The sequence below is a fragment of the Corallococcus sp. AS-1-6 genome (assembly GCF_020037015.1).
Classification (GTDB): domain Bacteria; phylum Myxococcota; class Myxococcia; order Myxococcales; family Myxococcaceae; genus Corallococcus.
On the sequence record NZ_JAIQDE010000016.1, the window covers coordinates 16,391 to 35,850 of the forward strand.

The window sequence follows — 19,460 nt, forward strand, 5'->3', positions numbered from 1 at the left end:
GCGCTCAGGTGGCCGGCGACGGGGGCTCCTCCAGCCCCACGTTGCTGGACGCGCGGTTGTAGACGGCCAGGTCCAGGAGCCCCTCCTCGCGGGCCACCAGGACGGGCACCAGCATCTGCCCGGTGACGTTGGTGAGGGTGCGCATCATGTCCAGCACCCGGTCGATGGCCAGCAGGTAGCCCAGCCCCTCCAGGGGCAGCCCCGCGGCGCTGAGGACCACGGTGGTCATCACCACCGCCGTGCCGGGCACGCCCGCGGTGCCGAAGCTGCCCAGCACGGACGCCAGCAGGATGATGAAGAGCTGGGGCGCGGACAGCGTCAGGCCGAAGTACTGGGCGATGAAGAGCGACGTCATGGCCGGGTAGATGGCGCCGCAGCCGTCCATCTTGATGGTGGCGCCCAGGGGCACCGCGAACGCCGCGTAGTCCCGGTTGACGCCCAGGTTGTGGGTGACGCTGCGCAGGGCCACCGGCATGGACGCGAAGCTGGAGGAGCTGACGAACGCCACCTGCATGCCCGGCGCGGCGCCCCGGAAGAAGCGCAGCGGGTTGAGCCCGTGCGCGGCGAGCAGCCCGCCGTACACGAAGACGACGTGCACCGCGCACGCGAGGTACAGCGTGAGGACGAAGGTGCCCAGGGGCAGGAGGCGCTCGAAGCCGTAGGTGCCCACCAGCGCGGCGATGAGGCCGAAGGTGCCCAGCGGCGTCAGCTCCAGCACGAAGCGGGTGACCTGGATCATCGCGTCGCTGGCCTCGCCCACGAGCTGCCGCAGCCGCGCGGTGCGCTCCCCCAGCTTCACCAGCGCGAAGCCCAGGAGGCCCGCGAAGAAGATGACCTGGAGCATCTTGCCCTCCGCCAGCGCGGCGAAGGGGTTGGTGGGCACCACGTCCAGCAGCACCTGCACGGGGCCCGGCACCTGGCGGGGCTTGTAGTCACTGGCCGCCTGGAGCGTGCCCACGCCCACGCCCGGCTTCGTGAGCGCGGCGGTGCCCAGGCCCACGCCCACGGCCAGCGCGGCGGTGACGCCGAACCAGAGGAAGGTGCGGCCGCCCAGCGCCGCCACGCTCTTCTGGCCGCGCAGCGCGGACACCGCGTGGATGACGGCGAAGAACACCAGCGGCGTGGCGATCATCCGGATGAGCTGCACGTAGAGCGTGCCCAGGGGCTGGAGCCACGTGCCGGCGCGGTCGCCCAGCGCCCACCCGGCGAGCGCGCCCAGCACGAAGGCGCCCAGCACGCGCTGCCAGAAGGGAATGCGGAACCAGCGGGCCCAGGGCTTCATCGCGAGACACCTCTCACACCGGTGGACGGGCGGACCCTAACCCCCTCGCGGGTCCGGCGCCGCGCTCCCCCGCGCGGGACGCCCCACATCATTGCGACCCGCTCCCCGGCCCCCTAGGCTCCGGACCGCTTTTCCCTCCAATCCAATGCCGGGAGTGCTCCCTTGAAATTCACGAGCAAGGACGTGTCGAAGCTGCTGGAGGACGTGAGCGGGTCCGAGGACCTCATCGGGTACGCCTGCGCCACGTCGTACATGAACGGCTACCAGTGGACCTGGAACGGCACCCAGTGGGTGGGCACCTACTACCCCACGTCGCTCAAGATGCCGGTGGGCGAGGACGCGTCCGGCTCCTGCTAGGCGATGGCTCCAGGTCCTGCCCCCGTGAAGGTCGCCATCGTGGACAGCGGTGTGTCGGTGGGCTTCCTTCGCGGGGCGGGGCTGGCGCTCGCCGGGGGCGCGAGCTTCACGGTGGACCGGGAGGCGCGGCGCCTGGAGTCCCGCGTCCACTCGCGTGAGGAGCTGGCGGCCTGGCGCGGCGGCGACCGCGTGCTGGAGGACCTGGAGGACACGCACGGCCACGGCACCGCGGTGCTGAGCATCCTGATGGACCAGGGCCGTCCCGGCGCCGGCGTGGAGTGGTACGTCGCGCGCGTGCTGGACGGGCGGATGCGCGGCGATTCGCTGGGCCTGCTGGAGGCGCTGGAGTGGCTGACGCAGGACGTGCGGCCGGACCTCATCAACCTGAGCCTGGGCACCGTGGGCCGCGCCTTCGAGGCGCCCCTCACCGCGCTGCTGGACCGGGCGGTGGGGCAGGGCAGCCTGGTGCTCTGCGCCGCGGGGCCCGTGTCGGGCCTGCCGTCCGGGCTGCCGTCGGTGGTGACGGTGGCGGACGCGGCCACGGCCCACGCGCTGAGGAAGGGGGACCTCGTGGACCACGTCGAGCACGCGTCCAAGGTGCGGCTGTACGCGGACGGGGCCTGGGTCGAGCGCCCCATCACGACCAGCTATGCCTGCGCGCTGGCGGCGGCGCGGGTGCTGCGCGAGGGCTGTCCTCCCGGGTGGCGGCGCGTCACCGCGTCACAGCGGACGCGGTGACGCCGCTCACCGGGTGGGGCCTCAGGCCGGGACGCGGTCGTGGTCCTTGCGGTCCCAGTGCCGGTGCTTCGCGAGCGCCTGCGCGAACGCGGTGGCCAGCGCCGCTCCGGCCCCGGCCTTGGAGCCCGCGACGACGCCGGGCGCGGCCGGGTCGATTTCACAGGCCTTGAGCAGCTCCTCCGCGTCCTTGGACGCGCCCACCGTCTTGCAGTGCAGGTAGGCCTCCTGGACGAAGTGGCGCGACTCGCCGTCCTTCTTCAGCGTGGCCACGCTCGCGGCGCCGCCGGGGATGAAGACGGCGTCGTACTCCACGGAGGCGGTGGTCATGGCGCTCTTGTCCACCGGCAGGTCCTTGCCGTTGGAGGCCTTCACGGTGCCCAGGCGCTTGGCGATGACCTTCAGTTGCGCGCCCCCCGCCTGCAGCTCCTTGCGCAGCGCCATCAGCTCGTCCGCGTCCACGCCGTCCGCGACGAGCACGCCCACCTTCCGCGTCTTGATGGACGGCGGCGTGGCCATCTTCATCGCCTCCATGCTCAGGGCCTTGGACGCGGGAGGGCCCTTGGGCGTGACGGGGGTGGCCTTGGGCGCGGGCAGCCCCAGCCCCTCCGCCACGGCGGAGACGAGCAGGGCGTCGATCTTCGCGAAGTGCTCCAGCACGCGCTCCTGGATGGCCTTCGTCTCCACCTTGCCCAGCTCGAAGCGGCACGCGTCGATGAGGTGCTGCTGCTCCGGCTCGGAGAGGCTGCGGAAGAAGAGGGCCGCCTGGCTGTAGTGGTCGTTGAAGGAGGCGGAGCGCTCGCGCACCTTCTTCCCGCTCACCTGCTCCGGGTGGTGCACGAAGCCGCCCTGCTGCTGGGACGCGAGGAACGGGCAGCCGCCGCCCAGCGAGTTGGGGAAGTAGTTGGCGCGGCCCACGTTGCTGGTGTGCCGGCCGAAGCCGTCCTGCTGGTGGTTGTGCACCGGCGCCACCGGGCGGTTGATGGGGATCTCCGCGAAGTTCGGCCCGCCCAGGCGCGTGAGCTGCGTGTCCAGGTACGAGAAGAGCCGCGCCTGCATCAGCGGATCATCCGTGAAGTCGATGCCCGGCACGATGTTGGACACGCAGAAGGCGACCTGCTCCGTCTCCGCGAAGAAGTTGGTCGGGTTGCGGTTGAGCGTGAGCTTGCCCACCGGCCGCACCGGGACGACCTCCTCCGGGATGAGCTTCGTCGCGTCCAGCAGGTCCACGCCCAGCGCCTGCGCGTCCTTCTCCTCCAGGATCTGGACGCCCAGCTCGTACTCGGGGAAGTCGCCCTGCTCGATGGCCTCGAAGAGGTCGCGGCGGTGGAAGTCCGGGTCCTTGCCGCCGAGCTTCTGCGCTTCATCCCAGACGAGCGAGTGCGTGCCCAGCAGCGGCTTCCAGTGGAACTTCACGAAGCGCGAGGTGCTCTTTTCGTCCACGAAGCGGAAGGTGTGGACGCCGAAGCCCTGCATCATCCGGAAGCTGCGCGGGATGGCGCGGTCGGACATGGTCCACATGACCATGTGCATCGTCTCCGGGACGAGCGACACGAAGTCCCAGAAGGAGTCATGCGCCGTCTGCGCCTGGGGAATCTCGTGGTGGGGCCCTGGCTTGGCGGCGTGGATGATGTCCGGGAACTTGATGCCGTCCTGGATGAAGAAGACGGGGATGTTGTTGCCCACCAGGTCCCAGTTGCCTTCTTCCGTGTAGAACTTCACCGCGAAGCCGCGCACGTCGCGCACGGTGTCCGCGGAGCCGCGCGAGCCCGCGACGGTGGAGAAGCGCACGAAGACGGGCGTCTTCTTGGACGGATCCTGGAGGAACTTCGCGCGGGTGTACTTCGCCTGGGATTCGTACACCTGGAAGTAGCCGTGGGCGCCGGAGCCGCGCGCGTGGACGACGCGTTCGGGGATGCGCTCATGGTCGAAGCGGGTGAGCTTCTCGCGGAAGTGGAAGTCCTCCAGGAGCGTGGGGCCGCGCGCGCCAATCTTGAGCGAGTCGTCGGTGTGTTCGACGCGGATGCCCTGGTCGGTGGTGAGGAAGTTGCCCGTGGGCTCCGAGCGGTCCCGCGCGAGCTGCTGGTCCTTGCTCTTCTCATCGACGCGCACCGCGTCCGGCTGATTCTGTGAGGTCACCGCACCGCCTCCTTCAAAATGGGCGTGCAGGGTGCCGGACGCGGCGGAGGCCGCACGTCCTGTGTCCCGCGTCTGGGGAGTGCAGGACGCAAGACGGCGGCTGTGTCCGGTGGCGTTCGTTCGCGACGTTGGCCAGCGAGCGTCAGGCGTCCTTCGCCAGGCGCACCAGCATCTTGCCGGTGTTGTCCCCGCGCAGCAGGCCGATGAAGGCGTCGGGGGCCTTGTCCAGGCCGTCCACGATGGTGGACACGTCCTGGACCTTGCCCTCGCGGAGCCACTGGCCCATGTCGCGCAGGAAGTCCGGCCGGCGGGCCGCGTGGTCGCTGACGATGAAGCCCTGGAGGGTGAGGCGCTTGCCCACGGCGAGCCCCAGGTTGCGCGGGCCGGGCGTGGGGGCGGTGGCGTTGTACAGGGAGATGGCGCCGCACAGGACGATGCGGCCGTGGTTCTTCATCAGGCTGAGGGCGGCCTCCAGGTGGTCGCCGCCCACGTTGTCGAAGTAGACGTCGATGCCGTCCGGGCAGGCCCTGGCCAGGGACTCGGCGATGGGGGCGGCCTTGTAGTTGAGGGCGGCGTCGAACTTCAGGTCTTCGCGCAGGTGCTGCACCTTCGCGTCCGAGCCGGCGCTGCCCACCACGCGGCAGCCCTGGATGCGGGCAAGCTGGCCCACGACGCCGCCCACGGCGCCAGCAGCGGCGGACACGAAGACGGTGTCGCCGGCCTTCGGCTTGCCGATGTCGAGCAGGCCCACGTACGCGGTCATGCCCGGCATGCCGAGCACCCCGAGGTACGCGGAGAGCGGGCCCACGGACGGGTCGGCCTTCTGGTAGTGCTTCGCGGGGGCGACGGCGTATTCGCGCCAGCCGCCGCTGCCGGAGACGACGAAGTCCCCTTCCTTGAAGTCCGGCGAGCGCGAGCGGACGACCTGGCCCACGCTGCCACCGTCCAGGGCCTCGCCCAGCTTGAAGGGCGGGACGTAGGACTTCGCGTCGTTCATGCGTCCGCGCATGTACGGGTCCACGGACATGAAGTGGTTGCGCACGAGGAGCTGGCCCTCGGCGGGTTCCGGGACGGAGACCGTGGCGAGCTCGAAGTTGTCCGGCGTGGGAGCGCCGTGCGGGCGGGACTTCAGGCGGATTTCACGTCCCTGGAGCGGCGTGGCCATGAGGGGGACCTTTCGTGGGTGGATGGAGATGCGGGCCTCTTAACCGCCGGGTGCGGGCGCGGCAGGGAATTGGACGGGAACCTGTGGAAGATGTGTGGGGTAGGGTGTTGGGCGTGTGCCCTGTCATGTCGGACGGGCGTGCTACCAACCGCCTTCATGGATAGAGTGATGGGCGGCGAGGACTGGGGAGACGTGATGGGAAAGAAGCCCGCGACCTATGCGGACCTGGAGGCGCTTCCCGAGCATGTCGTGGGGGAGCTTGTCGCGGGAGAGCTGTACGCAAGCCCACGGCCGGCGATGCTGCATGGCGTGGTGTCCTCCCGGCTTGGGGGAGAGCTCATGGGCCCCTTCTCGCGGGGGCGAGGTGGGCCTGGGGGCTGGATGCTCCTGGACGAACCGGAGTTGCACTTCGGGGCTGACGTCGTGGTTCCGGATGTCGCGGGCTGGAGGCTGGAGCGGATGCCCGATGTTCCCGAAACAGCAGCGACGTCTCTTGCCCCGGACTGGGTCTGCGAGGTGCTGTCTCCGTCCACCTGGAAGCTGGACCGCGAGGTGAAGCTGCCGGTGTACGCGCGCGAGGGCGTGCGGCATGTCTGGTTGATGGAACCGCGCACGCGAACGCTGGAGGTGTTCGGGCTGCGGGATGGAAGGTACGAAGCGCTGCTCACGCATACCGGGGATGCTCCCGTGCGGGCGGAGCCCTTCGACGCGGTGGAGCTGGACCTCGCGTTCATCTGGGGGCGCACGGCGAGCTGAAAGGATGGGACCTCCAGGGTCCAGGGATGACCGTCCGCCCTGATACGTCAGACGGGTGTGCTACCTCCCCCGTCATGGATAGAGTGATGGGCGGCGAGGACTGGAGGGAATCCATGGGAAAGAAACCCGCGACCTACGCGGACCTGGAGGCGCTCCCGGAGCATGTCGTGGGGGAGGTTGTCGCAGGGGAGCTGTATGCGAGCCCGCGTCCGGCGTTTCCCCATCTCACGGCGGCTTCGTTCCTGATGGGGCTCTTGGGCAATCCCTTCGTCTTTGGACTGGGCGGCCCGGGAGGCTGGTACATCGTGAGCGAGCCCGAGCTGCGGCTGGGGGACGATGTCCTCATTCCGGACCTGGCGGGATGGCGGCGCGAGCGACTCCCGAAGGCGCCGAAGGTCGCGGCCCTTTCCCTTCCGCCAGACTGGGTCTGCGAGGTGCTTTCTCCGTCGACGCGCCTCCTGGACCGCGAAGTGAAACTGCCGGTGTTCGCGCGCGAAGGGGTGGGGCATGTCTGGTTCATCGACCCGGTCCTCCGCACCCTGGAAGTGTTCCGGTTGGAGTCGGGACAGTACGTGCAACTGGCGACCCACTCTGGAACCGACTCCGTGTCCGCCGAACCTTTCGAGGCAGTGGCATTGAGGCTCGCCGTGCTCTGGGACGAACTGGACTGAACACGACGGCGGGCGGACAGCCGAGCACGGATTCTGGTGCGCTCGGGTGGAAGGCGCGGGAGGCTTGGGCCCATGCCGCTGTCTCCCTTCTCGCTCCTCATCGCGCTGGGTGCCGTGCTCGGGCACCTGTATCTGTTCCGGCGGCTTGTTTGGAACCTCACGTCCCGCCGTGGGGTCCGGATTCTCGCCGCGCTCGGGCTGGGGTTCATGACGCTGGTGCTGATTGCCCGGCGGTACCTGCAACGCACGCTTCCGGAGGCTCCTGGCGACGTCGTGGAGCTGGTGTCCTATTCGTGGATGGGCGTGGCGCTGTGCCTGGTGCTCGGGCTCGCGGGCGTCGACCTGGGACGTGCTGTGCTCGCTCTGGGACGCCGGATCCGGCCTGCTCCCGCCGCGCCCTCCGTGGATGTCGAGCGGCGGCGCTTCCTGTCGCAGGCGACCGCGGGTGGGGCGCTCGCGCTGGGTGGGGGACTGGCGGGGTATGGGAGCTGGCGCGCGTTCACCGTCCCCGAGGTCACGGAGGTGGTGGTCCGCATCCCGAAGCTGCCCCGCTCGCTGGACGGCTTCAGCATCGTGCAGCTCACCGACCTGCACGTGGGCCCCTTCATCCAGCGGCGCTTCATGGACGAGCTCGTGCGGCGGGCCAACGCGCTCAAGCCGGACCTGGTCGCCATCACCGGTGACATGGTGGATGGCACCGTGCCCCGGCTGGGCGGCTTCGTCGCGGCGCTCGGCAACCTCCACGCTCGCTACGGGAGCTTCTTCGTCACCGGCAACCATGACTATTCATCCGGCGCGGAGGCGTGGGTCGCCCACCTGGGCTCGCTGGGCATTCCTTCGCTGCGCAACCGGCACGTGCGCATTGGCGACGCGGGCGGCGCGTTCGACCTGGTGGGCGTGGATGACTGGCACGGCGGCCGGCGCCTGGGCCAGAAGGGCTATGACCTGGACCTGGCGCTCGCGGAGCGTGACCCCGAGCGCGCCGCGGTGCTGCTCGCGCACCAGCCCGCCAACTTCAAGGTGGCCGCGGAGCGCGGCGTGGACCTCCAAATCTCCGGTCACACCCACGGCGGCCAGCTCTTCCCCATGACCGCGCTCATCGGGCTGAGCTGGGAGCACTCCGCCGGTCACTACCGGCACGGCGATTCACACATCTACGTCAGCCGGGGCTGCGGCTTCTGGGGGCCCCCCATGCGGCTGGGCAGCCCCCCGGAGCTCGTCAAGCTGGTGCTGACTTCGTGAGGAACGCGTCCAGCGCGGCGTTCACCGCGTCCGGGTGGTCCAGGTGGATCCAGTGGCCGGCGCCCTCCACCACCTGGTGCGCCACGCCTTCCCCCAGCCGGTGGAGGCTGTGCGGCGTGTCGTTGTCCGGCGCCACGAGCGAGAACTTCGGCCCCGGGTAGCGCGCGAGCGCCGCCGTCAGGTCGAACCGCAGGCTGGAGCGCTGCACGGCTGTCACGGCGGACAAGGGCGTCGCGTCCAGGTCCGCCAGCAGCCGCTCGCGCACGTCCGCGCGCGGCCCCGCCATCTGCGCCCAGTCCTGCCGCACCGCCTGCGCCACGTCCGGCGCGTCCAGTGAGGCGAGGTACGCGGCCACCTGCTCCTCGGGGTAACCGCGCGAGTCCGTCATCGGATCCACCAGGAACAGGCCCGCCACCTGCCGGGGGTTCTCCCCCGCGTACGCCAGCGTCACGCCTCCGCCGATGCTGTGCCCCACCAGCACGAAGCGGCGCAGCCCCAGCGCTCGCACCACGGCGGAGATGTCCCCGGTGAGCGACTCCAGCGTGTAGTCCTCCGGCTCCGGAACCGTGGAGCCCCCGTGGCCGCGCAGCTCCAGCGCGATGCCCCGGCGGCCCTGGCGGGACAGGTGCTCCAACTGCGCCTGCCAGTGGGACGCGTTGCCCGCGAGCCCGTGCACGAAGACGACGGGCAACGCCTTGCCGCCGCCGCCCGTGTCCACCAGCCGCAGGTCGCCCGCGGGCCCGGACACCCGGAAGTCGTCGAAGCGGATCCGCTGGGACTCGAAGGCCTGGCCCTCCGCGAAGGGGACCTCGTAGTGGGTGACGTGCAGGTCCCGGTCGATGAGGTAGCGGTCATCCTCCGGGAAGAAGGTGGCGCGCTCCGGCGAGTCCCCCGCGAAGCGCTTCACCGCGTCCATGGACTCCCAGAGGGTGACGAGGAGGAACTCCGCGCGCCCGTCCGCCACCTTGCGCAGGCAGTACGCGGCCAGGTTGCCCGGCGTGCGCCGGTAGTGCGTGAGGCCCGTCTGGTGGAGATAGGCGAGGTAGGCGTCGGCGTCCTCCGCCTTCGTCACCCCGCGCCACGTGCGTGCGAGCATTCCAGGTTCCTCGTGCCGCCCAAAGGAGGGAGCCGCGCATGTAGCGCGCCCGGTGGGAGGACGGCCACTCCCCGGTGGCCGGGGCGTGGACGGGATGACACCGGGCTCGGTGCTTCAGCGAGGCGCGGGCGTCGCGGTGCTCGTGGCGCCGAACGCGGGCGGCGAGGCGTTCAGCGGTCCGACCGAGTAGGTCCCGTCGTAGCCGTCCGGATCCTCCGCCTTCTTCTGGAGCGTGATGCCCGGGGCCCGCGCTTCGCCCCGGCTTCGCAGGGGCTGCTGGCCACAGGTGTCCGCCGTCATGCCCCGGCAGATCCACGCGGAGCCCCCGGCGTTCACCAGGTCGAGCGACACCAGCCCGGGCACCGCTTCGAGCAACCGGTGCGTCATGAACTGGAGCTTCTCGTCCCAGGGCGCGCCCACGTCGCGGCGCGCGTGCAGGTTGCCCACGAGCACGATGAAGGTGTCCCCGCGCGCCTCGCTCCGCGCCTGACGGAGCCAGGCCGCCATCGTGTCGTCGCGGTCCTTGCCCCCCGCGTCGAACGCCACCACCCGCAGCGGCAGCCCCGCGCGCCGCCAGTCCCGCGCGCGCTCCAGCAACTGCCGCATGGCTTCGCTGCCGCGGCCGTCCTGCACCTCGCGGCGCCAGAAGGCGCTGTCGGGAGGGCCCTCGGCCTCACCCGCGACGAACGCGTCCAGGCGCGCCTGCTCCTCCACCGGGAGCTCCAACGCCAGGCGCACCGGCTGCCCCGAAGCCGCCGCGTGACACGCCAGCCGCGCGGCGAAGTCTGGCGCCTCCCGCGTGCCGTGGATCTCTCCCAGCACGACGAAGGCCGCGGGCTTGAGCACCGCCTCCATGCCGGGGATCACCGGGCCGCAGTCCGCCTTCGCGGGGGCCGCCGGTGCTTCTCGCGCCGTCCGGCACCCGGTCAGCAGACAGATGGCCAACAGCAGGGACCTCGGGGAAGGGCGCATGGGCAGGGTGCCTCCTGGGAGCAGAACGAGAGGCCCAGTCTCCTCCAGCCCCGCGCCCTTCGGAAACACGACGGCCCGCCCCGGAAGCGGGAGCGGGCCGTGGGTGGCTTCGCGCGCCGGCGCGGCGCGGCGGGCCGTGTCAGGCGGTGGGGATGACGACGCCCGGGTTCGACTGGCGCTGGGCCGACATGAGCGCCGAGCGCTGCAACCACCCGGCGAGCCCGAGCATCGCGAGCCCCGAGGTGCGCAGCGCGCGCAGCAGCTCCACCGCCTCCGCGGGATTGCCGGGCAACAGCGGCGCCAGCCACTCGCGCGCGTCGTAGAAGAGCCACACCGCGCCGGACACGCCCATGGCCCACCACACCCACGCGAGCCGCCCACCGCGGAGCATGTACGCGACGCGGAGGATGGGCGCGACGAGCAGGATGGTCATCATGTCCGCCAGCGTGGAGGCCAGCGCGATGACCGCCGTGCACGTGGCCGCGAAGTCCTGGCCCAGGTGGCCCACCGCCGCGACGAGCGCCGGCCCACCCACCGCCAGCGCCGCCACCGCCGCCACCGCCCACAGCAGCGACGCGCGGGAGCTGGGCGGAGGCTGGAGGCCGGACTGCTTGTAGGTGCGCGACAGCAGCACCAGCGCGAACGTCGTGCACACGTTCGCCAGCACCACCACGCCCATGCGCACGGGCAACAGCGGCGACTGCGTGAAGGGCACGTCCGGCACCGCGTGCATCCAGTAGCTGCGCAGGGCCGTGCTGACGAGCGACAGCACCGCCCCCGCCGTCAAGAGCCCCCACACGCGGCGCAGGTAGTCCCCCGAGCCGAACGACAGCGCCGCCGCCGCCGTGCCCAGCACCGCGAGCAGGCCCACCGTCCAGCCCGCCACGTCCCCCACCAGCGCCAGCCGGTGCGGGTCCTGGAACGACGTGGCCACCGCGGACAGGTGCGCCACCTGGAGCACCGCGACGGCGCCCAGCCACGGCGCCACCCGCTTGAGGGCGCGGCCCGAAGAGGGACGGGGGGCGTTCATCGCAGCTTCTCCATGGCCTTCGAAAGCTCCGTGAGGGTGTTCGTCGTGCGCGCCGCGCCGATGAAGACGTTGAGCATGGGCTTGAGGCCCTCCAGCACCAGCGGCACGTCCTGAAGGCTCACCTGTTCCGGTGGGCGCTTCAGGACCCGCAACGCGGCGGTGTGGATGGCCATCTTCGCGGTGAAGTCACCCAGGAGCGGCTCCAGGTGATGCATCAGCACGTCGTGCCAGCCGGGGGATGGGGAGGACGGGGAAGTCTGCACATCACCTCCGCGGGGGGAAGACCCCCAGCGTAGGGACATTTCGAACCCGGCACGAGGGCTCGCCTGCTCTCGGGCCCGCAGAAAGTGCTCGGGTTGGGCTGATTTCCCCGTGACCCCCGGAAAACCGTGCGGCTAACGGCGGCGCGGCTTCTTCTCTTCGGCCGGCTTGGGCTCGGGGCGGGGCTCGTGCGGGCCCTTGAGGATGTCCTCGAAGCGGGACTTCTGCTTGCGGCGCTTGAAGAAGAGGGCGGTGCGGCCCAGGAGCTGCGCGAGCTCCGAGCCGGTGGCCTCGGCGATGCTGTCGGCGCCTTCGTGGCGGCCTTCCGGGCCTTCGTTGATCTTGACCTTGATGAGCTCGTGGTCGTTCAGCGCCTGCTCGACGGCGGCGATGACGCCCTCGGTGACGCCGGACGAGCCGACGATGACCACGGGCTCCAGGTGGTGGCCGAGGGCCCGCAGGTGGCGGCGTTCTTTCCCGGTGAGGGGCATGGGGGGTGTCTCCTTGAAAAGGCGCGCACCCTACTTCTTTTGCGACGCCATGCGGACCTCTCGCATCGCATCGATGTGGTCCGGTTGCAGCTCGACCGTCCGCTTGAAGTGCTTGAGGGCTCCGGTCGCGTCGCCGCACAGCTTGGCGATGACGCCCAGGAAGTAGTGGGCGGGGGCGCACCGCTCGTTGCGCTTGATGGCGCCCTGGATTTCGCGGAAGGCCTCCGGCTGGGCGGCCTTCTTGTCCGGAGCGGCGAGGAAGCGCGCGTAGCCCCGCCAGGCGAAGAACTCGGGCTCCTCGGCGTTGAGGGCGATGGCGTCGTTGAGCATCTTCACGGCTTCCGGGTACTTGCGCGCCTTCACCAGGATGCAGGACTTCTGGAAGAGCTCCTCCGCCTGGAGGATGGACTGGACGTCCACGCCGTCGCCGCCGCCGCTCTTGAGTTCCTCCAGGTAGGCCGCGCGGCTCTTGTCGTCGGAGAGGGCGCGGTAGGCGTCGCCGATGTACGCGAACACCTCCGCCTTGAGCTTCTCCAGCTCCTGTGGGGCGCCCGGGGGCAGGGTGTCCGGGTGGTAGAGCTTGGCCAGGCGGAAGTAGGCGATCTTCACCGCGCTGCCTTCGGTCTGCTCGGTGAGGCCCAGCCGCTGGAAGTGGTTCTGGCCCTTCATGGTCACGGCGAGCTGGCGCAGTGCGGGCAGTTCTTCCGAACCGGGACCCGAAGCGGCCGGGGCCGCCGGAGCGGCGACGACGGGCGGGGCGGGGCGGGCGGCACCGGGGCCCGCCACGGGAGCGGCACCGGCTGGGGCACCCGGGGGACGCGCACCCGGGCCCGCGACGGGGGCGGCACCGGCGGGGGCACCCGGGGGACGGGGCGCGGCACCGGGGCCGGCCGTGGGCGCGGCGCCCGGACGCGCGGCACCGGGACCCGCCACGGGGGCGGCACCGGCGGGGCGGGGGGCTGCACCCGGACCCGCGACAGGCGCACCGGGGGCGGCACCCGGGCCTGCGACGGGGACACCGGATCCGACGGCTCCAGGGCCCGCGATGGGTGCGCCGGGTCTGGCTGCGGCGCTCGGGGCAGCGGGCGCGGCACCCGGGCCCGCGACGGGGGCACCGGCTCCGGCGGCTCCAGGGCCCGCGATGGGTGCACCGGGTCTGGCGCCGGCGCTCGCGGCAGCGGGCGCGGCACCCGGGCCCGCGACGGGGGCACCGGCTCCGGTGGCTCCTGGTCCCACGACGGGCACGCCGGGTCTGGCTCCGGTGCTCGCTGCGGCAGGTGCGCCGGGCGCGGCGGCCGGGCCCACGGTGGGCACGGTGCCGGACGGACGGGTCGGGTTGCCCGGGCCCGCCGTGGGTGCGGCTCCAGCGCCCACGGTGGGCACGGTGCCGGACGGACGGGTCGGGTTGCCCGGGACCGCCGTGGGCGCGGCTCCAGTGGCCACGGTGGGCACGGTGCCGGACGGACGGGTCGGGTTGCCCGGGACCGCCGTGGGCGCGGCTCCAGCGCCCACGGTGGGCACGGTGCCGGACGGACGGGTCGGGTTGCCCGGGCCCGCCGTGGGCGCGGCTCCGGGGGCTCTTGGTGCTGCTCCCGCCGCGGTGGGTCCGGTGGCCGGAGGCGGGGGCGCTGCCTGCGTGCGCGAGGCCGCCGCGAAGGAGACTCCGTTCAGCTCCTTCAACAGGAACGCCACTCGCAGCAGGTGCTCCGCGTCCTGCGGCACGTCCTGGAGCAACTGCCCCAGCGAGCGCACCCCGTCGATGAAGGAGAGCGCGCGGACCTCGTGCGGCGTCAGGCGCAGCTCGCTGGAGGCCACCCGGCCCCCGGACTTCATGATGGGCATGGGCAGCACGAAGGCCAGCCGCCGCTTGAGGTCCGCCGTCGGCATGCGCCGCACCTGGTCGCTGAGCAGCGCCCAGCGGTTGCCCAGCGGCATCGCCTTCTGCGCGGGCAGGTCCCTCGCCTCGAAGGAGAACGTCCCGGACTCCGCCCGCAGCGCCTTGCCCAGGATGCCCAGCGCCCGCTGCGCAAGCTGCGTGAACGCCGTCGCCGGCTGGAGCAGCCCCAACCCGAACAGCGCCGCCAGCAGGTCTCCGCCGAAGCGCTCCTTGGAGCCCTCCGCCTGCTGGAGCTGCTCCGCCGTCAGGAGCCTCGCGCCCATCAGCGACACGCCCAGCGCGTCCTCCGCGTGCGACGAGTCCACGTACTCCGGACTCCCCTTGCGGAAGTGGAGCCACAGCGTGCGGTCCGAAAGCCCCAGCGTCAGCAGGCCCGTCTGCTCGCCCGCGGCGATGCGCCCGTACAGTTGCAGGGGCGAGCACTGCTGGAGCTGCCCCTGCGGCGGCACCGTGTTGGTCCCGTCATCCGCCAGGGGCTGCGGTGCCTGCGCAGCCGCCGCGGCCGGAGCCGCTCCCGCCGGACGGGCCGCCGCGACCGGAGGCCCCGGAGGCCGCGCGGCCGCGACAGGGCGCCCCGCCGCGTCGACGGGGGCACGCACGGCGCCAGGCCCGGGCCGCATCGCGCCGGGGCCCGCCATGGGCATGGCGCCAGGACCCGCGGCGGGGGCCGCGCCAGGGCCCGCCATGGGCACCGCGGCCGGACCCGCGACGGGGCCGGGCGGCGGCGGAGCGATGACGGCGGGCGTGGAGGGCAGTTGCGACGCGGGCGCGCCGTCTCCCCACAGCTCCCGGGGGAACGCGTCCCGCACCTCGGGGAAGCGCCAGGGGAAGGCGAACTGCAGGCCATCGGTGGAGACCTGGAGCTTGCCCTCGATGGAGCCGCTGTCGATGAGCAGCTCGATGGTCGCGCCCGTCAGGGGCCCCCAGGTGGTGCCCCGATCGTTCCGCACCCAGTACTGCCGGACCTCGCCCTCCGCCATGTGCCGTCCTGCTCCCGCTCCTTGGACCGCCGGGAAGATGGAATTTTACCGCCGCCCGTGCCCGCGTCCAAGCAGACGACGTCACGCGAGCGGCCGGGCGGGCGTTTCAGGGCGCGGCACCCTCCATCGCCGCCAGCCCCACGTTGGCCAGGCACGCCGCGTCCGCCTGCTGCTCGGCGGGCGGGTCGAAGCAGTACACCTCGCTGTCGAAGACCTTGCAGATGCCCGCCGGGGTCCCCGCGCACGCCACCTTCCCGTACGCCGTGGTGCAGTTGTAGCCGCACACCGGGCCCGTCTCACTGAGCTTGCACTGGGGCGCCGGCAGGCCCTTGCCCCACGCGCAGAGCGCCGCGGGCGACGGGTCGAAGCAGGTGATGTGGCCGTTCTGCGCCTTGCACACGCCCATGGGCGTCTTCGCGCAGCGCACCCCCTCGGAGGCGTTCACGCAGTTGAAGCCGCACGCCATCTGCAGGCCGTTGCTGACGCACTGCGCGCGCGGCACCTGCCGGCCGAACACCGCGAACACCGCGGCGGGCGGGTCGAAGCACGTCACGTTGCCGCCCTGGCTGCGGCACACGCCCGCGGGCGTCTTCGCGCACTGCACCTTGCCGAAGTCCGTGACGCACCCGTACCCGCAGCCCACCACCCCGTCGATGGTCTTGCACTCCGAGTCCGGCAGCCCCGCGCCGTACGCCTTCACCACGTACGCCGGCGGGTCGAAGCAGGTGGCCTGCCCGTCGATGACGGTACAGCGGCCCTGGAGCGTCTGGGCGCACCGCACGCGCTGTCCATCCGACTTGCACGCGTAGCCACAGGACACGTGCCCGTCGATGGAGCGGCACGTGGCGGTGGTCGCGTCAGGCGGCGAGGGCGGCGCGGCGAGCGTCAGCGCCAGCACGGTCATCAGGGTCGCGAGCATGGACCCCATTGACCCCCAAGCTTCGACCCCGCGCAAGTAAGGGTGATAAGCGGGGCGCCATCGTGGACCTGGACGTCAGCGCGTGGAAGCTGGGGCTGTTGTGTGTCGCCGCGTTGAGCGCGGGCTTCGTGGACGCCATCGCGGGGGGCGGGGGGCTCATCAGCCTGCCCGCGCTGCTGACGGCGGGCCTGCCCGCGCACGTGGCGCTGGGCACCAACAAGGGGCAGTCCGTGTTCGGCTCGGGCGCGGCGCTGGTGCGCTTCGCGCGCGCGGGGCTGGTGGACGGGCGGCTGGCCCGCGCGACGTTCCCCTTCGGCCTGATGGGCGCGTTCGGCGGCGCGGCGCTGGTGATGCTGCTCAAGCCGGAGGTGCTCAAGCCGCTGGTGCTGGTGCTGCTCGTCGCGGTGGCGGTGTTCCTCGCCTTCCGCCGCGCGCCGCCGAAGCGGGACGGCGTGGAGCCCTCACCGCGTCCGCGCGCGCAGGCCATCGGGGCGCTCATCGCGCTCTGCATCGGCACCTATGACGGCTTCTTCGGCCCGGGCACGGGCACCTTCCTCATCGTGGCGTTCTCGTCGCTGCTGGGCCACGGCCTGGCGCGCGCGTCCGCGGACGCGAAGGTGGTGAACTTCGCCTCCAACCTGGCGTCCGTGACGCTCTTCACGCTCCGGGGCGTGGTGCTGTGGAAGGTGGCGCTGCCCATGGCCGCCGCGCAGTTCACCGGCGCGTGGCTGGGCGCGCACGTGGCGGTGAAGGGCGGCGACCGGGTGGTGCGCGTCGTGGTGCTCTGCGTGGTGGGCGCGCTGGTGCTGAAGCTGGGGCACGACGTGTGGCAGGGCTGGGCGGCCTGACTCAGCCGATGTGCACCAGCAGGCACAGGCCGCGCTTCGCCACCGCGGCGGTGAACTTCTGGAGCTCCACGAAGTAGGAGAGCAGCTCCTCCAGCGGATCCACGTCCTCCTCCAGCTCCTCCTCCTCGTCCCAGGTGCCGGGGTAGATGTCCTCCGCCTGGAGCTTCGCGGGGTCGAAGCGCTGGCGCAGGGCCTCCACGGGGACCTGCTTCAGCGCCTCCGCCAGCGCCTTCACGGAAGGCGCGTCGAACACGCGCGCGGTGCCCTCATCCGACGGGATGTCGCCCACGTCCTCGCCGCCGCGCACCAGGAAGTCCAGGGGCGGCCTGCCCTCCCACGCGGTGCCGGTGAGCAGGTACTGGAGGCCGTGCCACGCCTCGCCGATGTCCAGCTCCAGGAACGCCGCGCCCTTCGCGTCGCCGAAGTCCTCCTCGTCCTCCAGGAAGGGCTCCAGCGCCTTTGGCGCCTTGAACAGGGCCTGGCGCTGCGGCTCGGTGGTGCTGCGCAGCGTGCAGAGCATCTCCATGGGGCGGGCTACTCCACGACGACGAGCTTGGCGTTGTTCTCCACGGCGGTGCCCTCCTTGGCGAACACCTCCGTGACCTTGCCGGCCTTGGGGCTCTTGAGCTCGTTCTCCATCTTCATGGCCTCCACGACCACGAGCCCCTGGCCCTCCTTCACTTCCTCCCCGACCTTGACCAGCACCTTCACCACCTTGCCGGGCATGGGCGCGAGGACGACCTGACGGCCCTCCACGGAGAAGCTGCTGGCGGCCGCGCGCATGCGCAGCTTGCGCTCATCCGCCACGTCGGTGCGGTTCACCTGCCCGCGCACCAGCGTGCCGATCTCGTCGCCGTTCTCCTCGAACTCGACGTTGTACGACTGGCCGTCCACCAGGAGCGACAGCGTGCCCGCTTCCACGGACAGCGCGTCCACCTGGAACGTCTTGCCGTTCACCGTGAGCCGGTAGCGGTCCTGGCCCAGCGACTCCAGGTCCACCGGCACCGCTTCCTTCTGGCCCTGCTGCTTCGTGAAGTAACGCATGGAGGAAAGGTCCTTGCGGGAGGAGGGTCAGCGGCGGCGGCTCTTCAACGCCAGACGCCACGGGCTGATACGGCCAGGGGTGTCACCGCCACCGGCGCGCGAGGGCAGCGTCTTGGCGCGCTTCTGGTCGCGCTGGAAGGCGTGCAGCGTGCTCGCGAGCAGCGCCACCTCGCTGAGCTTGGGGTCCTCCTCGCCCAGCAGCGCCGTGTGATGGCGGGTGAGGAAGCTGGTGTCGTAATCCCCGCCCACGAACTCCGGGTGGGACAGGATGCCGTGCAGGTAGCGGATGTTGGTGGTGATGCCCTTCACCACGTACTCGGACAGCGCGCGCTTCGCCCGCGCGATGGCCTCCTCGCGCGTGGCGCCCCACACGGACAGCTTCGAAATCATGGGGTCGTAGTAGTTGGGCACCGTGAAGCCGGCGTACACGCCGGAGTCGTCGCGCACGTTCGGGCCGCTCGGCACGCGCAGCGCGTGGATCCTGCCCGGGCTGGGCATGAAGTTGCGCGCCGGGTCCTCCGCGTACACGCGCACTTCAATCGCGTGGCCGCGCGGCGCGGGGGCCTCGAAGAGGGGCAGCTTCTCGCCTTCCGCGGCGCGGATCTGCATGGCCACCAGGTCCAGGCCGGTGACCCACTCCGTGACGGGGTGCTCCACCTGGAGGCGGGTGTTCATCTCCAGGAAGTAGAAGTTGCGGTGCACGTCCACCAGGAACTCCACCGTCCCGGCGCCCACGTAGTTGACGGCCTTGGCCGCCTTCACCGCGACCTCGCCCATCTTCGCGCGCAGCTCCGGCGTGAGGATGGGGCTGGGCGTCTCCTCCACCACCTTCTGGTGGCGGCGCTGCGCGGAGCACTCGCGCTCGTTCAGGTGGATGGTGTTGCCGTACTGGTCGGCGAAGACCTGGATCTCCACGTGGTGCGGCTTCTCCAGGTACTTCTCGATGTAGACCGCGTCGTTGCCGAAGGCGTTGAGCGCCTCGCTCTTGGCGGAGCGCCACGCGGAGTCGAAGTCCGCCAGGCCCTCCACGCGGCGCATGCCCTTGCCACCGCCGCCGCCGGCGGCCTTGAGCATGATGGGGAAGCCGATGCCCTGGGCGTACTCGCGGGCCTCCTCGATGGTGCCGATGGGCTCCGTGGTGCCGGGGACGACGGGCACGCCGGCCTTGATCATGTTGGCGCGGGCGCGGGTCTTCTCGCCCATGGCGTCCATGGCGGCGGCCGGCGGACCGATGAAGGTGATGCCGGCCTTCTCGCAGGCGCGCACGAAGGACGCGTTCTCCGACAGGAAGCCGTAGCCGGGGTGGATGGCGTCCGCGCCGGACTGCTTCGCGACCTCCAGGATGCGCTCCTGCACGAGGTAGCTCTCGCGCGAGGGCGGGGGGCCGACGAAGTAGGCCTGGTCGGCGGTGCGCACGTGCAGCGCGGAGCGGTCTGCTTCGGAGTACACCGCCACCGTGGCGATGCCGAGGTCCTTGCAGGTGCGCATCACCCGGATGGCGATCTCGCCGCGGTTGGCGACGAGCACTTTGCGGATCTTGGGCATGGGCGCCCGTCTACCATGGGGCGCCCGGGA

The 19,460-nt window shown here is 71.7% G+C and carries 19 protein-coding genes; 6 read left to right on the top strand and 13 right to left on the bottom strand.

The window, feature by feature from the left end; genetic code table 11:
• Positions 1-4: 4 nt before the first annotated feature.
• On the bottom strand, positions 5-1,282 hold the full coding sequence (locus K8612_RS21955) for a dicarboxylate/amino acid:cation symporter (protein WP_223740655.1): 1,278 nt from the start codon (positions 1,280-1,282) through the stop codon (positions 5-7).
• Positions 1,283-1,444: 162 nt separating this feature from the next.
• Between K8612_RS21955 and K8612_RS21960 the strand changes: the two genes are divergently transcribed.
• A complete protein-coding gene (locus tag K8612_RS21960; RefSeq protein ID WP_223740654.1) occupies positions 1,445-1,639 on the top strand; it encodes a hypothetical protein in 195 nt (64 codons plus the stop codon).
• Between the two features lie 24 nt (positions 1,640-1,663).
• Entirely contained in the window at positions 1,664-2,377 is a 714-nt protein-coding gene (locus K8612_RS21965; RefSeq protein WP_223763734.1) for a S8/S53 family peptidase, read from the top strand.
• A 21-nt stretch (positions 2,378-2,398) separates the two neighbouring features.
• Here K8612_RS21965 and K8612_RS21970 read toward each other — a convergent pair whose 3' ends face one another.
• Together K8612_RS21970 and K8612_RS21975 are read right to left on the bottom strand one after the other, a co-directional pair.
• A complete protein-coding gene (locus K8612_RS21970; protein WP_223763735.1) occupies positions 2,399-4,513 on the bottom strand; it encodes a catalase in 2,115 nt (704 codons plus the stop codon).
• 142 nt (positions 4,514-4,655) lie between these two features.
• Positions 4,656-5,678, bottom strand: coding sequence for an NADP-dependent oxidoreductase (locus K8612_RS21975; RefSeq protein ID WP_223763736.1), 1,023 nt, complete (start codon positions 5,676-5,678; stop codon positions 4,656-4,658).
• Positions 5,679-5,834: 156 nt separating this feature from the next.
• Here K8612_RS21975 and K8612_RS21980 point away from each other — a divergent pair, with 156 nt between their 5' ends.
• From K8612_RS21980 to K8612_RS21990, 3 genes are all read left to right on the top strand, one after another.
• Positions 5,835-6,434: a Uma2 family endonuclease gene (locus tag K8612_RS21980; RefSeq protein WP_223740650.1), complete on the top strand. Its 600-nt coding sequence runs from the start codon at positions 5,835-5,837 to the stop codon at positions 6,432-6,434.
• A gap of 86 nt (positions 6,435-6,520) precedes the next feature.
• Positions 6,521-7,105: a Uma2 family endonuclease gene (locus K8612_RS21985; protein WP_223763737.1), complete on the top strand. Its 585-nt coding sequence runs from the start codon at positions 6,521-6,523 to the stop codon at positions 7,103-7,105.
• Between the two features lie 72 nt (positions 7,106-7,177).
• The gene (locus tag K8612_RS21990) at positions 7,178-8,347 is read left to right on the top strand and encodes a metallophosphoesterase (protein ID WP_223763738.1); all 1,170 of its coding nucleotides are present in this window, start codon (positions 7,178-7,180) and stop codon (positions 8,345-8,347) included.
• On the opposite strand, the gene K8612_RS21995 is transcribed toward K8612_RS21990, so the two are convergent.
• The 7 genes from K8612_RS21995 to K8612_RS22025 all read right to left on the bottom strand — a co-directional run bounded on the left by K8612_RS21995 (position 8,325) and on the right by K8612_RS22025 (position 15,993).
• Positions 8,325-9,443 carry an alpha/beta fold hydrolase gene (locus K8612_RS21995; protein WP_223763739.1) on the bottom strand — a complete coding sequence of 373 codons (1,119 nt, stop codon included), beginning with the start codon at positions 9,441-9,443 and terminating at the stop codon, positions 8,325-8,327. The two genes, K8612_RS21990 and K8612_RS21995, sit on opposite strands and share 23 nt — an antisense overlap.
• A 114-nt stretch (positions 9,444-9,557) precedes the next feature.
• Entirely contained in the window at positions 9,558-10,415 is an 858-nt protein-coding gene (locus K8612_RS22000) for a hypothetical protein (RefSeq protein ID WP_223763740.1), read from the bottom strand.
• 139 nt (positions 10,416-10,554) lie between these two features.
• Entirely contained in the window at positions 10,555-11,445 is an 891-nt protein-coding gene (locus tag K8612_RS22005) for a hypothetical protein (RefSeq protein WP_223763741.1), read from the bottom strand.
• On the bottom strand, positions 11,442-11,708 hold the full coding sequence (locus K8612_RS22010; RefSeq protein WP_223740645.1) for a hypothetical protein: 267 nt from the start codon (positions 11,706-11,708) through the stop codon (positions 11,442-11,444). The genes K8612_RS22005 and K8612_RS22010 overlap by 4 nt, the downstream gene beginning before the upstream one ends.
• Positions 11,709-11,840: 132 nt before the next feature.
• Positions 11,841-12,197: a ribosome assembly RNA-binding protein YhbY gene (yhbY, locus tag K8612_RS22015; RefSeq protein WP_223740644.1), complete on the bottom strand. Its 357-nt coding sequence runs from the start codon at positions 12,195-12,197 to the stop codon at positions 11,841-11,843.
• 30 nt (positions 12,198-12,227) lie between these two features.
• Complete coding sequence (locus tag K8612_RS22020; protein ID WP_223763742.1) at positions 12,228-15,074, bottom strand: DnaJ domain-containing protein; 2,847 nt, start codon at positions 15,072-15,074, stop codon at positions 12,228-12,230.
• Positions 15,075-15,180: 106 nt separating this feature from the next.
• Positions 15,181-15,993, bottom strand: coding sequence for a hypothetical protein (locus K8612_RS22025; protein WP_223763743.1), 813 nt, complete (start codon positions 15,991-15,993; stop codon positions 15,181-15,183).
• A gap of 62 nt (positions 15,994-16,055) precedes the next feature.
• Between K8612_RS22025 and K8612_RS22030 the strand changes: the two genes are divergently transcribed.
• Positions 16,056-16,841: a TSUP family transporter gene (locus K8612_RS22030; RefSeq protein WP_223740641.1), complete on the top strand. Its 786-nt coding sequence runs from the start codon at positions 16,056-16,058 to the stop codon at positions 16,839-16,841.
• Position 16,842: 1 nt separating this feature from the next.
• On the opposite strand, the gene K8612_RS22035 is transcribed toward K8612_RS22030, so the two are convergent.
• Genes K8612_RS22035 through accC form a run of 3 tightly spaced genes read right to left on the bottom strand, consistent with a single transcriptional unit; the run spans position 16,843 to position 19,430 of the window.
• Positions 16,843-17,367: a YfbM family protein gene (locus K8612_RS22035; protein WP_223763744.1), complete on the bottom strand. Its 525-nt coding sequence runs from the start codon at positions 17,365-17,367 to the stop codon at positions 16,843-16,845.
• Positions 17,368-17,375: 8 nt separating this feature from the next.
• Positions 17,376-17,885, bottom strand: coding sequence for a biotin/lipoyl-containing protein (locus K8612_RS39330; RefSeq protein WP_304503965.1), 510 nt, complete (start codon positions 17,883-17,885; stop codon positions 17,376-17,378).
• Positions 17,886-17,912: 27 nt separating this feature from the next.
• A complete protein-coding gene (gene accC, locus K8612_RS22045; protein WP_223763745.1) occupies positions 17,913-19,430 on the bottom strand; it encodes an acetyl-CoA carboxylase biotin carboxylase subunit in 1,518 nt (505 codons plus the stop codon).
• Positions 19,431-19,460 lie beyond the last annotated feature (30 nt).